Origin of the sequence: Kordiimonas aestuarii (assembly GCF_025574465.1) — a bacterium.
GTDB classification, from domain to species: Bacteria; Pseudomonadota; Alphaproteobacteria; order Sphingomonadales; family Kordiimonadaceae; genus Kordiimonas; species Kordiimonas aestuarii.
Map to the genome: position 1 here is coordinate 223,059 of NZ_JAOBPP010000021.1, position 13,655 is coordinate 236,713.

At 56.1% G+C, this 13,655-nt stretch carries 15 protein-coding genes; 5 read left to right on the top strand and 10 right to left on the bottom strand.

All coding sequences use genetic code 11. From position 1 onward, the window contains the following. Positions 1 to 54: 54 nt before the first annotated feature. Entirely contained in the window at positions 55 to 771 is a 717-nt protein-coding gene (locus tag OEU85_RS13660) for a lysoplasmalogenase (RefSeq protein ID WP_262692059.1), read from the top strand. A 48-nt stretch (positions 772 to 819) separates the two neighbouring features. Next, entirely contained in the window at positions 820 to 1,725 is a 906-nt protein-coding gene (gene argB / locus OEU85_RS13665) for an acetylglutamate kinase (RefSeq protein WP_262692060.1), read from the top strand. Positions 1,726 to 1,737: 12 nt separating this feature from the next. On the opposite strand, the gene OEU85_RS13670 is transcribed toward argB, so the two are convergent. The 3 genes from OEU85_RS13670 to OEU85_RS13680 form a co-directional block, all read right to left on the bottom strand. Beyond that, on the bottom strand, positions 1,738 to 3,129 hold the full coding sequence (locus tag OEU85_RS13670; protein WP_262692061.1) for a class II fumarate hydratase: 1,392 nt from the start codon (positions 3,127 to 3,129) through the stop codon (positions 1,738 to 1,740). A gap of 63 nt (positions 3,130 to 3,192) precedes the next feature. Beyond that, the gene (locus OEU85_RS13675; RefSeq protein ID WP_262692062.1) at positions 3,193 to 4,482 is read right to left on the bottom strand and encodes a DUF2336 domain-containing protein; all 1,290 of its coding nucleotides are present in this window, start codon (positions 4,480 to 4,482) and stop codon (positions 3,193 to 3,195) included. A 1-nt stretch (position 4,483) separates the two neighbouring features. Beyond that, the gene (locus tag OEU85_RS13680; protein ID WP_262692063.1) at positions 4,484 to 6,148 is read right to left on the bottom strand and encodes a sensor domain-containing diguanylate cyclase; all 1,665 of its coding nucleotides are present in this window, start codon (positions 6,146 to 6,148) and stop codon (positions 4,484 to 4,486) included. 96 nt (positions 6,149 to 6,244) lie between these two features. Here OEU85_RS13680 and OEU85_RS13685 point away from each other — a divergent pair, with 96 nt between their 5' ends. From OEU85_RS13685 to dapE, 3 genes are all read left to right on the top strand, one after another. Continuing rightward, positions 6,245 to 6,937: a pyrimidine 5'-nucleotidase gene (locus OEU85_RS13685; RefSeq protein WP_262692064.1), complete on the top strand. Its 693-nt coding sequence runs from the start codon at positions 6,245 to 6,247 to the stop codon at positions 6,935 to 6,937. Positions 6,938 to 7,046: 109 nt separating this feature from the next. Beyond that, entirely contained in the window at positions 7,047 to 7,892 is an 846-nt protein-coding gene (gene dapD / locus OEU85_RS13690; RefSeq protein WP_262692065.1) for a 2,3,4,5-tetrahydropyridine-2,6-dicarboxylate N-succinyltransferase, read from the top strand. Positions 7,893 to 7,897: 5 nt separating this feature from the next. Further along, positions 7,898 to 9,043: a succinyl-diaminopimelate desuccinylase gene (dapE, locus tag OEU85_RS13695; RefSeq protein WP_262692067.1), complete on the top strand. Its 1,146-nt coding sequence runs from the start codon at positions 7,898 to 7,900 to the stop codon at positions 9,041 to 9,043. Between the two features lie 282 nt (positions 9,044 to 9,325). On the opposite strand, the gene OEU85_RS13700 is transcribed toward dapE, so the two are convergent. From OEU85_RS13700 to OEU85_RS13730, 7 genes are read right to left on the bottom strand one after another with little or no spacing between them, the layout of a single operon-like run. Next, complete coding sequence (locus OEU85_RS13700; RefSeq protein ID WP_262692068.1) at positions 9,326 to 9,715, bottom strand: GFA family protein; 390 nt, start codon at positions 9,713 to 9,715, stop codon at positions 9,326 to 9,328. Further along, positions 9,705 to 10,028: a DUF4286 family protein gene (locus tag OEU85_RS13705; RefSeq protein WP_262692069.1), complete on the bottom strand. Its 324-nt coding sequence runs from the start codon at positions 10,026 to 10,028 to the stop codon at positions 9,705 to 9,707. The genes OEU85_RS13700 and OEU85_RS13705 overlap by 11 nt, the downstream gene beginning before the upstream one ends. Continuing rightward, complete coding sequence (gene recR / locus OEU85_RS13710) at positions 10,028 to 10,633, bottom strand: recombination mediator RecR (RefSeq protein ID WP_262692070.1); 606 nt, start codon at positions 10,631 to 10,633, stop codon at positions 10,028 to 10,030. The genes OEU85_RS13705 and recR overlap by 1 nt, the downstream gene beginning before the upstream one ends. A gap of 3 nt (positions 10,634 to 10,636) precedes the next feature. After that, positions 10,637 to 11,113, bottom strand: coding sequence for an ABZJ_00895 family protein (locus tag OEU85_RS13715; protein ID WP_262692071.1), 477 nt, complete (start codon positions 11,111 to 11,113; stop codon positions 10,637 to 10,639). 16 nt (positions 11,114 to 11,129) lie between these two features. Beyond that, positions 11,130 to 11,402 (bottom strand): GIY-YIG nuclease family protein, encoded by a 273-nt coding sequence (locus tag OEU85_RS13720; RefSeq protein WP_262692072.1) that lies wholly within the window; start codon positions 11,400 to 11,402, stop codon positions 11,130 to 11,132. A gap of 6 nt (positions 11,403 to 11,408) precedes the next feature. Beyond that, positions 11,409 to 11,732 (bottom strand): YbaB/EbfC family nucleoid-associated protein, encoded by a 324-nt coding sequence (locus tag OEU85_RS13725; RefSeq protein WP_262692073.1) that lies wholly within the window; start codon positions 11,730 to 11,732, stop codon positions 11,409 to 11,411. Between the two features lie 18 nt (positions 11,733 to 11,750). Beyond that, positions 11,751 to 13,652: a DNA polymerase III subunit gamma/tau gene (locus OEU85_RS13730; RefSeq protein WP_262692074.1), complete on the bottom strand. Its 1,902-nt coding sequence runs from the start codon at positions 13,650 to 13,652 to the stop codon at positions 11,751 to 11,753. Positions 13,653 to 13,655: the final 3 nt, after the last annotated feature.

Genomic DNA, 13,655 nt, shown 5'->3' on the forward strand with positions numbered 1-13,655 from the left:
AGGCTTGTGGCGGCATCAAAGGCCTGCCTATAGTGCGGTGAAAAGGGATAATTCGTGACACGCATCTTCAGCCAACGCAAGCGACCGGTTATCGAAGCCATGGGACAGATATTTGTCATTCTGTCTTTCCTTGGTGCTGTTGCCTATGGTGCCGGCCTCTATCCCGAAGGCATCCTGTGGCAGGCACTGGTCAAGATGAGCGCTGTCAGCTTTCTTGTTTTTTTTGTTGGCATCAACCTCAGGTCTTTCAGCCACTTCCTGCTGATGCTGGCACTTGTTGCATCTGTTGCCGGGGATGTGCTTCTGGTGATCCCGCACGAACAATCCTTCCTTCGGGGACTGATGGCCTTCGGGGTTGCCCATATCACCTTTACTATTCTTTATCTCGTCAACGGCCAGCGATTTGACCGGATTACCGCAAACAGAATACGCTTTGTTATTATTTTATGGTTCTTCGCTTTTGTTGCCGGCTATTGGATGTATGATGCGCTTGGTGACATGCGTTACTATGTACTTGGTTATACCACAGTGCTTGTACTGATGGCATCAACCGCACTGCTCAGCAAATTTCCTCCCCGTCTTGTCGGGCTTGGGGCCGTGCTGTTCGTCTTTTCAGACGCTGCGCTTGGCGCGCGACAATTCATGAATGTACCCGACTACGTCGGCTACTTCGTTTGGGTCAGCTATTACCTGAGCCAGTTCATGGTAACGCTTGGTGTCATGCTGACAGAGGATCGTCCAGCCTACTCAGGCGGATATCGATTTGACTAGAAGGCCATTTCCACCCAAAAGGGTGCCTTCGGTTTCAGGACAAAGGTCATGATCAAAGTGGACCAGGATAAAAGAAAACTGCAGAAGAAAGCCGCAACGCTCGTGGAGGCACTGCCTTACATGCGCAAGTATGCTGGCGAAACATTCGTCATCAAATATGGCGGTCACGCCATGGGGGACCCTGCACTTGCCAAACAATTTGCACAGGATATCGTGCTTCTCAAACAGGTAGGCATCAACCCCGTGATTGTGCATGGTGGGGGCCCACAAATTGGCCAGATGCTTTCACGCCTATCGATTGAAACCGAATTTGTCGACGGGCTGCGCGTGACTTGCCAATCCACCGTCGACATCGCGGAGATGGTACTGGGGTCGATCGGCAAATCCATCGTCGCAGACATCAATGATGCGGGGGGGCGGGCCATTGGCCTTTCCGGCAAGGACAGCTCTATGGTGATGGCAACAAAGATGTCGCGCACCAAGCGCGACCCGGATTCAAACATCGAAAAAGTGATCGACTTTGGATATGTCGGGGAGCCAACAACGGTAAACCCGCAGATTGTCGAACAATGCATCCAGAACGGCATCATTCCCGTTATCTCCCCGATCGCCCCGGGCGAAGATGGCCACACCTATAATATTAACGCCGATACCATGGCAGGGGGCATTGCTGGTGCCTTAAATGCCCGCCGCTTCTTCCTGTTGACCGATGTTCCCGGCGTTCTCAGCAAAGACAAGGAACTGTTGACTGAGCTGGATCACGACGATATCGAGGCATTGGTCGAAGACGGCACGATTTATGGCGGCATGATGCCCAAGGTGGAAACCTGCCTGAATGCCATCGACAAGGGTGTGAAGGGGGCTGTTATCCTTGATGGCCGTGTCAAGCATGCCATGCTTCTGGAGATCTTCACCGAACGCGGCGCCGGTACCCTTATCCGCGAGAGGGACTGACGCTAGTCCCCTTTATCCGGGCCCGACCATGTGTTTGGGGTCGGTCCAGCGATCAAAATCTTCTTCGGAGACATAGCCAAGCGCAAGTGCGGCAGCTTTCAGGGTGGATTTGTCCTTTGAGGCCTTGCCTGCAATCTCCGCCGTCTTGTCATACCCGATATGTGGCACAAGCGATGTGGCCAGCATCAGGGATCCTTTCAGTAGCTCATCGATACGCCCGGCATCCGGTTTCATCCCGTCAAGGCAACGCTCGGTAAAACTACCGGCCGCATCCGACAGAAGCTGGACCGACTGCAACACGTTGTAGATCATCACCGGCTTGTAGGCATTCAGTTCAAATTGTCCCTGGCTGCCCGCCACGGTAACCGTGGTGTGATTGCCCATAACCTGGGCACATACCATGGTCAGCGCTTCCACCTGGGTCGGGTTAACCTTGCCCGCCATGATGGAAGATCCCGGTTCATTTTTTGGCAGAACCAGTTCCGCAAAACCGCCGCGCGGCCCACAACCCATCATGCGGATGTCATTGGCAATTTTAAACAAGGCGGATGCAGCCCCATTCAGTACGCCGGAAAGCGCCACCAGTTCGTCATGCGCACTGATACCGGCAAACTTGTTGGATGCCGGTTCGAATGTGAACCCCGCGACCTCATTCAAATGGTTGCAGAATGTGGCCGGAAAATCCGCGTGACAGTTGATGCCTGTACCAACGGCCGTGCCGCCCTGCGGGAGCTTGCAAAGCCGGGGCATGACATCCTTAAGCCCGTCTAACACCGCCTCAACCTGAACCTGATAGGCCGAAAAAACCTGATCAAGCGTAATCGGAGTCGCATCCTGCATGTGGGTGCGGCCAAGTTTAATGATATCCCCGTACGACGACCTGAACGTCTTCAGGGACGCCCCCATAGCTTCAAGTGCAGGGCGGAGTTCGCGTTCCACCATCAAAGCAGAAGAGATCAGCATCACGGTCGGGATCGTATCGTTCGAGGATTGGCCCATGTTCACATGATCGTTCGGATGCACAACACTTTTGTCACCCCGCCTGCCTCCCAGAATTTCGGCGGCGCGATTGGCAATCACCTCATTGGCGTTCATGTTGCTTTGCGTACCAGATCCAGTTTGCCACACAGGCAGCGGAAATTCGTCATCCAACTCGCCGGAGAAAACCTCAGTCGCGGCCGTCATGATGGCGTCCGCGATTTTTGCATCCAGAAGTCCAAGCGCCTTGTTCGCTGCGGCGGCCGCATGTTTCTGCATGCCTAGCGCCCGGACGAAGGGTAGTGGCAACTTTTCGCTTCCGATGGGGAAATTCATCAGGCAGCGCTGCGTCTGCGCGCCCCAAAGGCGGCTGGCGGGAACCTCTACCGGCCCGATTGAATCAGATTCTGTGCGTGTGTCGACCATCAGTCATCTCCTTTCCCTCCAAGGATAGGTTTTACTGTGGTGAGAATTTGACATGCCAGAAAACTAGGCTTGTTCGACAAAATAACTCAGATGCCAATCAAGTTCATTATCGTCGATGGGGTAATTCTTGCCGTCTTTGGCGCTTAACAATTGTGCGGCGGGAACCAATGCATATTTGGTTTGCAACTCATAGGCCGTACGCATGCTGAGCCCGGCTTTCCAGGCCAGTGCCGTGACTGCCCGACCACTTTTTGAGTGGATGATCTGCCGTACTGTCGTCACCGGCAAATCCGCCATTACAGCCAGGCATTGAAGAAGCAGTTCGCGCCGGTTAGCTTCAATCTGGTCATGCACAAACGCGTCATCCAGCATGCCTTTCTGGAAATATTCCAGGGCCCGGGCTGCAAGCTCAGATTCTTCGTCATCACCTACCCGTTCGCTTGAAAGCCGCTCACGCACGCGCTCGAGCAGGTCTTCCGCCTGCTCTTCCGGTAACTCGGCCTGATCCATCATGGCGTGGACAAGGGCTGACGCCACAAAGCCCGCGATGCGCTTCATCGCCCGTATGGAAAGCTGCGGCCGGAGCGCCAGCGGCGCGTGCAGTTCCTCAACGGTTTTTGCGTGGTCGATAATCTGGTCCAGCGTATCTTCGCGGATTTGCGCGTTGGTATTGGCCAGCAGCGATGCGATCGCAGGCACATCGAGGGTGGCCGCAATATCCGCTGATACATCAACGGAGATATTGGCGCGGCTGGCGATAGCCTTAAGCGCGCCAATGCTGATGCCCGCCGCGATAATCTCACGCAGATCATCGTCATTCAAAAGCGGTGAATACTGAAGGATCGGGCCACAAACGATGGCCTCCACATCTCGCGCGAGCCTGTCGATGAGATCCTTTGGCACCTGATCACTAGTCTTGATCTCGTCCGCTATAATCGCCCGCACCTTGGGCAACTGGTCTTCCGCCAGCGTCTCAAGCACCTTGATGGCTTTTTCCCTGAGTGCTGTCTGTTCCCCTGGTGCCAACCCCGGCACCAGCCGACCTATTTTGCGTGCCAGTTCCGCCCGGACGCCTTCATCATCGTCAGATATCAGTTTTTCTGCGGCCTGAATGGGCGTGGACGGGTTTTGGGCAATCGCCTTGCGTACTTCGGCCGATGCATCTTCTGCCAGATAATAAAGCACTTCAGGCCGAGCGTCGTGACGTTCCGCCAGCGCCTGCCGTTGGCCCTGCGTACCGGACTGCAAAATGTGCTGTTCCTGCTCTTTGGTCAGCGTGGCAGGCAAGCCCTGCGCGGACGCACGGGCTTTCTTCTCGCCACCACCCAAAAGCGATTTCAGCTTCTTGAGCATATTATTCCTCCGCCCCCGCTCTACCTTCTCTGGACACAATCGCAATATCGCCACGCCCGGCCGCTTTCACATCATACAACACTGCATCTGCCTTGTCGGCGAGGTCTTCAAAGGAGAAATCTGTACCGGCGATCGACTGGCAAATGCCAACGGAGGCATTGAGCCGCAGCATCTCTGCACCTAATGAAGCGCGAACGCTGGGCATGGCATCAAGAAGCGCCTGTGCTTTCTCCGCAGCTTTGTCGGCGTCAACATCTTCAAGCCAGAGCACAAATTCGTCACCCCCATACCGACCCGCATAATCACAGGGCCGGATCATGTTTTGCATGTGCTCCGCCACCAACCTCAGCGCATTGTCCCCTGTTTGATGACCCAAGGTGTCGTTAATTTCCTTGAAGTGATCAAGATCTATAAACAGCAGACACCCGGACTGCCCCGTGCGGGCCTGATGCTTGAGCCTCGCCTCGATAGTTTCCACAAGCGCCCGGCGGTTCAATAGGCCGGTCAGGTCGTCCTTGCTTGAGAGACGGTAAAGCTTGTCAATCAGTTGAGCCTTGCTGAAGGCCGCCGTCAGGACACCCGCCACACCGTCCAATAGTTGATGCTCCTGCGACGACCACGGGCTGACACTCGTATCCCGGCTGATAATCACCATCCCCAATGCGTTGCCGCCAAGCTCCAATCGTATGGCCAGGTGATCGCGGTCATGGTCAGGCACCAGCACAGACGTCTTCTCCTGACCGCTCAGCGACGACCAGATTGTATCGAGATCCAGAATGTCGTGGCGCGAGCCCAGTATCGACAGCGGCACCAGGCCTTCCTTGTACTGGATCACTGCCCAGACCATGTCCGCGCGCAACACATCCAGAAGTGCTTCTGAGGCGTTGTCCATCAATTCCTGCGCGGTCTCAAACTTATTAAGACCATTGGTGATGCGTTGCAAAAGCGTAAAGCGCAGGCTGTCCTGCCGGGCCTTGCGCTCGGCCAGATGCCGGGCCGTCATGTCACGGCAGGTGCCACGCAGTGATGTGCGTTGTCCCACGTCGTCAAACTGAGGGTGCACAGCAAAATGCAACCAGCGTTTATCCTGGCCATCAAGCTGCACGGGTACCGCGTCAAAATGCATGCTTTTACTGGACGAAAAAGGATTGCGCACCGGCGCGTCACCATGTGGCCAGAAAAACTGACTGGCGTACCGCCCAAGCCAGTCCTCTGTTTTTATGCCGAACGCCTCTGTGGGGGTCAAAAACCGGAAGACCTGATCGTGGTCCACCTCAAATGCCAGGTCAGCGGATGAATCCAGCAGTTCCTTAAGAAGGGCGCGGCTTTTCATCAAAGCCTCGGTCACCTTGTCATGCAGGGTGGTGTCACGGGCGACAATGGTCACTCCTTTGCTGCCAGGAACTGCCGCCAGCCATTGATTGCCGCCACGGTCGGCCTCGCGCCGCGCTTCGGCGGGCTGCCCGCTTTCAAATACCCTGGCGACCAGGGCCGCAAGCACCGGGTCCGTCGCCTCCCAAAGGGCAGCGAGAGACGCCGCCGAGGACGACTGGTCAGCAACCCTGCCCGCCTCGTCGATGCGCACAGCACAGACATCAGCGCCTGCAAGGCCAGCGCCGTCATCCGACTTACGCCAGGATGATACAAATTTTGTCAATGTGCTCACGTACGGGTTTCCAACACCTTCTTCCGCTCACCAACAGTCTAGATTGTTTATTGTTAATGTAGATTTAACAGTCATTTGGGCATAATTGTAAGAACTATGTTGGATATTTCTAAACAAAGCTTTCACCCCGCTTTCGACAGTGCTCGAAACACGTGGGTCTTCGACCTTGACAACACTCTCTACCCCGAGGAGTGCAACCTCTTTGCCCAGATCGACACCAGGATCGGCGAATATGTGCAAACACTGCTGAAGCTTCCGCCCGATCAGGCCCGCAAGATACAGAAGGGCTATTTGCTCGAGCACGGCACAACCCTCAAGGGGCTGATGGCCAACCACGATGTGGACCCACATCACTATCTGGACCATGTGCACGATATCGACTTTTCGCCAATCACAAAGGACACCCGCCTGCGGGCGCTACTGACCCAATTGAAGGGCCGCAAAATCATCTTCACCAACGCAGATCTGCCCTATGCAGAAAAGGTGCTGGACCGACTTGGCGTCGCCGACCAGTTTGAGGATATCTTTGATATCCACGCCGCGAAGCTTGATCCCAAGCCAAAGCGGGAAGTGTATGACCAGTTCGTACAGAAATATAACATCGACCCCAACCGAGCGGTGATGTTTGAAGACATGGTTCGCAACCTGAAACCGGCCCACGCCCTGGGCATGGCCACCGTCTGGGTGAATACTGGCAGCGTGTGGGGACAGGCAGACTATGACGCGTCGTTTGTGCATGCGGAAACCGACACTCTCACCAACTGGCTTCACGGTTTTTTAACCCGCTAGGTAAGGAATTCTAGCGCAGGCAAGGGCGCCCCGCGATTGACTTGAAGCCCTCTGACGCTATTGTTCTCGGGATTTTTGTATCCGTTTCCCAACAGCAGGATTTTCGCCCATGTCTTATGCCGCGCTAGAGACCACCATCAACACTGCCTTCGACAACCGGGATCAGGTCAACGCTGGCACCAAAGGCGAAGTCCGCGACGCGGTGAATGAAGCCCTCAACCTGCTGGACCGTGGCGCGCTTCGTGTTGCCTCGAAAGACAGCGGCGAATGGGTTGTAAACCAGTGGCTGAAAAAAGCCGTGCTCCTGTCTTTCCGCCTGAATGACATGGAAATGATTGCCGGCGGCCCGGGAGAAAGCACCCACTGGTGGGACAAAGTCCCCAGCAAGTTCGAAGGCTGGACAGCAGACAATTTCAAGGATGCAGGTTTCCGCGCCGTACCTGGCGCGGTTGTACGTCGCTCCGCGCACATCGCCAAAGGCGCTGTATTGATGCCGTCTTTTGTAAACCTTGGCGCTTATGTGGGTGAAGGCACCATGGTTGACACATGGGCGACCGTTGGCTCCTGCGCACAGATTGGCAAAAACGTACACATCTCGGGCGGCACAGGCATTGGCGGCGTGCTGGAACCCCTGCAGGCGGGCCCGGTGATCATTGAGGACAACTGCTTCCTTGGGGCACGATCCGAGGTTGCTGAAGGTGTGGTTGTCGAGGAAGGTGCCGTCATCTCCATGGGTGTTTTTATCGGCGCGTCGACAAAAATTGTCGACCGGGAGACCGGCGAGATTTTCTTGGGCCGCGTTCCGGCCTATAGTGTGGTGGTGCCCGGCACGCTGCCGGGCAAACCGATGGCCGATGGCAGCGCGGGCCCCGGCCTCGCCTGTGCGGTGATTGTAAAACGCGTTGACGAACGGACCCGGTCCAAAACCTCGATCAATGATCTTTTGAGAGACTAGAAACCATGCTCACGCTCGATCCTGTTAGCCTGTCGCAACATCTGATCCGGCGTGAAAGCGTCACGCCTGATAGCGGCGACTCGCTTGACTTTCTGGCAGGCGTCCTGACCACCCTTGGCTTCAAATGTCACAAACTGGTGTTTGAGGAAGAAGGCACAGACCCCGTACCAAACCTCTATGCCCGTTTCGGAAAAAAAGGCCCAAACGTTTGCTTCGCCGGTCATACTGACGTGGTCCCAGTGGGGGCATCCGAGCTATGGAGCGTGGCGCCGTTTGCAGCCGAAGTACGGGATGGGCAGCTATACGGTCGCGGCGCAGCAGACATGAAATCAGCCATCGCCGCCTTTGTTGCCGCCACCGAACGCTTCCTTTCCAATCGGACAAAAAAACCCAAAGGATCTATCTCCTTCCTCATCACCGGTGACGAAGAGGGCATAGCTATCAACGGTACCCGCAAGGTGCTGGACTGGCTGGACGATCGCGGCGAAAAAATCCACATGTGTATTGTGGGCGAGCCCACGAACCCGACCGAGATGGGCCAGATGATCAAGATCGGCCGGCGCGGCAGCCTGCATGGTATGCTGACAGTCAAGGGTGCACAGGGTCATGTGGCCTACCCACAACTCGCCAAAAACCCGATCCCGGATCTCGTGAAGGTGCTTGCCACGCTTGAAGGTCCCCTTGACGCCGGGAACGAACGTTTCCAGCCGTCGAACCTTGAAATCGTCAATGTGCACGTGGGTAACGAAAGTCACAATGTGATCCCGGCAGCAGCCAGGGCTCGTTTTAATGTGCGCTTTAACAATGAGTTCACGCCTGAAAGCCTGAAGGCGGAACTCAGCCGCCGCATGGACAGCGCCGGTGTGGACTATGAGATCGACTGGTGGCTGTCGGGCGATAGTTTTCTCACCAAAGAGGGTGACCTGTCGGACGCGCTCAGCGCAGCGGTCGAAAAATGCCTTGGTGCCAAGCCTGAACTATCCACCACAGGCGGCACTTCAGACGCACGTTTCATCAAAGACATGTGCCCGGTGGTCGAGTTTGGCCTGGTGGGCGCAACCATGCACAAAGTGGATGAACATGTCGCCATCGCCGATATTCAAGCGCTGACGGATATCTATGAGGATGTGTTGCACCGGCTAATTGGCTGATGTGTTGGTCGCAAACCTGACCTAAATTATTTCTAGTTTTACGCGCACAAGCCGCCTCCTATTATCAGGCCATGGTTTGCAGCGACATGTGCTGTGGCTTGGGGGACAAAACCCCGCCGTCCCAACGGTTCTGCCCCAGGGGCTCCCGGCCAAGTTGCACAATAAATTCCTGCAGACCTGCTCCCCTGAGCCCCAATGCCCTACATTACGGGTGCTCAAAAGCTAAAGGGGTCTGCGCCTCCCGCAGACCCCTTTTTTTGTTCTTGAAAATCAGCCTGTTATCTATTCTTCACCGCGCAGGTTTGCGATATTGGCTTCCCAGTTAGCGCCATCAAATTCACCAATGATCAACGTGCTGACCGTGGCCATGTCAATGCAATTGGTGTTGACCGACCAACCGTCCGGGTGGCTGCGCGGGACATAAAAAGCCTTCACACCACATGTTTTGCAAAACATGTGTATTGCCGTGTCGGTGTTGAACGTGTACTCTGCCAGATTGTCCGCGCCCTTGGTGACACGGAACTCATCTTTTGAGGCAAAATAATGCACAAAGCCTGTCATGCTGCAGATACTGCAGTTGCAGCTTTTGGCTTCCAGATCAGGGCGCGCGTCCAGCTCGAACCTGACATTTCCACAGTGGCAGCCGCCCTTATGGGTTACTTTATCTGTCATGTGTTTCAACCACTTTGCCGATAATGCGCTCGACCCGGAACAGGCCATCAAATTGTTTGTAAACAGGCGCGAAGGAATGAAAGAGACCACTATTCTGATAGGTCTCAAGCGCTGCTCGGCTTTTGAAACCATAAAGCGCCAGGAAACCAACCCAGCCGTCAGGTGCTTTTTCTTCAAGCTCCGTCAACTTGGCCCATGTCACACCGGGGGCGGATGCTACCTCGGCCACATGTCCCCCCTTAAGCCAATCGATATAAGACGCGCCACCTTCGGGGTCGACCCAGACTTTAACGCCATATAACACCTCGGCCATCAGCTGACGGCCCCGCGCGCCTTGAGTGCGGCTGCAAGCGTACCGTCATCAAGGTAATCAAGTTCACCGCCCACGGGCACACCATGCGCAAGCGCAGTAACCTTCACACCGTGCTGCACAAGACGTTCTGCCAGATAATGGCTGGTGGTCTGCCCGTCCACCGTGGCGTTAAGGGCGAGGATAATTTCCTTCACCTCGCCGGTCGCCGCGCGCTCGAGAAGCGGGGCGATGTTCAGTTCATCCGGCCCGATACCATCAAGGGCGGAAAGGGTTCCGCCCAGCACGTGGTATAACCCGCGATAGGTTTCCGACCGGTCAAGCGCCCATAAGTCGGCAACATCCTCAACCACGCACACCGTCGTACGGTCGCGGCGGCCATCCTCACACACATGGCACGGGTCGCTTGTGTCGATATTGCCGCATGTGCCGCAAATAACAACCTTCTCCGCCACATGCTCCAGTGCCCTGGCAAGCGGCACCATCACGCTGTCGCGTTTCTTGAGCAGTTGCAGCGCCGAACGCCGGGCGGACCGTGGCCCCAGCCCCGGCAGCTTTGCCAGAAGCTGGATTAGTGTGTCAATTTCACTGCCGTGACTGCGGGGCATGGCTTAACCTTCCGTCCCTTGCTGTAATTTCTTCAGGCGATTGGTTGCCCCTACCCCCAGAAAAAGCACAATGGCGACATAGTAAAAGAAGGATACGATCGCGATAGAGAAGGCCCAGGCGTCAAGCTGCATGCTTTGAAGTGCGGACCAAAAGCCCTGCCGCTCCTCTTCGCTGAGGAACAACAGCGTCACAAGGGCTGTATTGAGCGTCGACAAAAGGTGCGACACCAACAGGCAAAAAAGCCCCAGCTTCCACTTCTCCGCGCCGGCAAACTCCCGCCCGTTATCATCCGCGAAGCGCACGCCGGTTATAATGGCGGCAATGACAAGGATCACGATGTTACCCAGATGGCCAAAGCCAATGCCCAGGCCGAAGCTGACCCCGGTCAACGCCAGCAAGGCACACATGTACCAGATGGTAAAAGCGACGAGGTATGACCGCAGTTCCACTGGTTTGCTTTCTGTTGCTTGTTCGCTCATCCAACCCTGCCTGCTATCATGACGTGCCCAAATGGGTATCCATCAACTTTTTGCGGAATTTCCGGTCGCGTTTCAAGTGCCACTCGCGGCTCATGGCCTCGCCGCGGGTTTTAAATTCTTCAGTGTGGAGGATAACCCACATCCGCCCGCGGGTGGATTTGGCGCCGGTGCCCGCATTATGGGCCGCGAGGCGTTTTTCAACATCTGTCGTCCAGCCCACATAGGTACGCGCTACTTCTCCCGACACACTGCCGAGGACGTAAACGAAACAGGGATAATCGAACTCCATTGCCCCTTAAAACGGCATCTTGAAGCCGGGCGGCAGGTCCAGACCTCCGGTGAGATCCTTCATGCGGTCCTGCATGGCGTCCGCTGCCTTGACGCGCGCCTGTGCGTGGGCTGCGATGATAAGATCTTCCACCACATCTTTTTCCTCACTTGAAAACAGGCTTGGGTCGATGCTCACCGCCTTCATGTCACCCTTGGCGGTCAATACCACCTTCACCATACCCGCGCCTGCCGTACCTTCCACCTCTACATGGTCAAGCTCGGCCTGCATATCGCCCATTTTGGACTGCATTTCCTGCGCTTTTTTCAGCATTTCAGAAAGGTTTTTCATATCAATTTCACTCCAGACCTAAAAATCAAATTCTGACGGGTCACCCATATCGTCATCGAAGGACACACCTTCAAGCGCATCATCAACAAGCGCGAGGTCTTCATCTTCGGCACGGCTGTCACGCACGTGAATAAGCTGTGCATCCGGGAAAGACGCCAGAAGCGCTTTCACAATGGGTTCCGCCAGTGCTTCGTCCTTGCGCTGTTTATCACGCGCAATTTCCTTGGTGCGGATGGTATCCTCACCTTCAGCTTCCCGTGTGATGGTGATCTGCCACTCCACCCCGGTCCACAGCTTGAGGCAGGATTTTAACCGCATCATGAAGTCAGGCGGTATCTGCCGAAGGGTGCGGATGGTAATAGCCCCAGGCTTATAATTTACCAGTCGCACATGGTCCTTCAGGATCACGGCCAAGGTGGGTTCCTTCTCGGCGTTAAAAAGCGCGACAAGCTTTTCAAAATCCACCGGCATAGGGTAAAGCGCATGGTCACCGTTTTGCGCATCATCGTTCTTGAAGGCCAGGACCTGCGCGCTGTGTGATGCCGTCGGGCCCTGCCCGCCTGATGCCTGCGGTGCCTGCTGAGTTGCCATGGCGTGCACGTTGCCGCCACCGCCTGCCGGTACCGGGCCTGTCATCGGCGCACCCCCGCTGCCGCCTGCCTGCACCTGTTTGACAAGGTCGGCGGGGCTGGGCAGGTTGGCCGCATAACACAGGCGGATCAGTACCATTTCGGCCGCGGCAATAGGGCTGGGGGCGGTTTTCACTTCACCAAGGCCTTTGAGCAGCATCTGCCACGCCCGCGTAAGATGCGGCATACCAAGGCTTTCCGCCATTTGGCCACCTTGCGTTCGCTCGGCCTCTGACACCAGCGTATCGGTGCCGGTATCAGGCGTAACCTTGAGGCGCGTCAGCCAGTGGGTGACCTCAAGAAGGTCATTCAGCACCACCGCCGGGTCCGCGCCTGCGTCATATTGCCTGCGAAGCGTGGCAAGTGCCGTGGCCACATCACCCTTCATCAGTTGTTCGAACAGGTCCAGCACCAGCGCACGGTCAGCAAGGCCCAGCATGTCACGTACCTGACCCTCGGTTATTTCGCCTGCACCATGTGCAATGGCCTGGTCAAGCAGTGACAGGCTGTCCCGGACCGAGCCTTCGGCGGCCCGGGCGATCAACTTCAACGCGCCGTCCTCGGCCTTGCAGCCCTCCTGGTCAATCAGTTTGGCAAGGTGGGCAATCAGCACATCGGCTTCCACGCGCTTGAGGTCAAAGCGTTGGCAGCGCGACAGGACCGTGACCGGCAGTTTCCTGATCTCGGTCGTGGCGAAGATGAACTTCACATGTTCGGGCGGTTCCTCGAGCGTCTTGAGAAGCGCATTGAAGGCGTTCTTAGACAGCATGTGTACTTCATCGATGATGTAAATCTTGTAGCGCGCGGACACCGGCGCGTAACGCACACTTTCGATAATCTCGCGGATATCGTCCACACCGGTACGCGAGGCGGCGTCCATCTCCAGCACATCAACATGGCGGCTTTCCGCAATCGCCTTGCAGTTATCACATGCACCGCACGGGCTAATGGATGGCCCATCATGCACAGTGCAATTGAGCGCCTTGGCAATGATGCGCGCCGTCGTGGTTTTGCCCACACCCCGGACGCCTGTCAGCACAAAAGCATGCGCCAGGCGGCCGCTGTCGATCGCGTTAGAGAGCGTGCGCACCATGGCGCCCTGACCGATCAGGCTGTCGAAATCCGATGGGCGGTATTTACGGGCAAGCACCCTGTAGTTTTGTGATTGTGCCTTGTCGCTCATGCGCGGTTTTATCCCCCGTGACTGGTGAAGATCATGACTAGCAGGAATGGCCCGGTGGGGGAAGAGGCTGGGTCGCTGAAAATGCACCAAATGCCAACGACAGCACATCTG

Coding starts and splice junctions, on each gene's coding strand:
- argB (WP_262692060.1), top strand. CDS start 820: ATGATCAAAGTGGACCAGGATAAAAGAAAACTGCAGAAGAAAGCCGCA.
- OEU85_RS13670 (WP_262692061.1), bottom strand. CDS start 3,129: ATGGTCGACACACGCACAGAATCTGATTCAATCGGGCCGGTAGAGGTT.
- OEU85_RS13675 (WP_262692062.1), bottom strand. CDS start 4,482: ATGCTCAAGAAGCTGAAATCGCTTTTGGGTGGTGGCGAGAAGAAAGCC.
- OEU85_RS13685 (WP_262692064.1), top strand. CDS start 6,245: ATGTTGGATATTTCTAAACAAAGCTTTCACCCCGCTTTCGACAGTGCT.
- dapD (WP_262692065.1), top strand. CDS start 7,047: ATGTCTTATGCCGCGCTAGAGACCACCATCAACACTGCCTTCGACAAC.
- dapE (WP_262692067.1), top strand. CDS start 7,898: ATGCTCACGCTCGATCCTGTTAGCCTGTCGCAACATCTGATCCGGCGT.
- OEU85_RS13700 (WP_262692068.1), bottom strand. CDS start 9,715: ATGACAGATAAAGTAACCCATAAGGGCGGCTGCCACTGTGGAAATGTC.
- OEU85_RS13705 (WP_262692069.1), bottom strand. CDS start 10,028: ATGGCCGAGGTGTTATATGGCGTTAAAGTCTGGGTCGACCCCGAAGGT.
- recR (WP_262692070.1), bottom strand. CDS start 10,633: ATGCCCCGCAGTCACGGCAGTGAAATTGACACACTAATCCAGCTTCTG.
- OEU85_RS13715 (WP_262692071.1), bottom strand. CDS start 11,113: ATGAGCGAACAAGCAACAGAAAGCAAACCAGTGGAACTGCGGTCATAC.
- OEU85_RS13720 (WP_262692072.1), bottom strand. CDS start 11,402: ATGGAGTTCGATTATCCCTGTTTCGTTTACGTCCTCGGCAGTGTGTCG.
- OEU85_RS13725 (WP_262692073.1), bottom strand. CDS start 11,732: ATGAAAAACCTTTCTGAAATGCTGAAAAAAGCGCAGGAAATGCAGTCC.
- OEU85_RS13730 (WP_262692074.1), bottom strand. CDS start 13,652: ATGTGCTGTCGTTGGCATTTGGTGCATTTTCAGCGACCCAGCCTCTTC.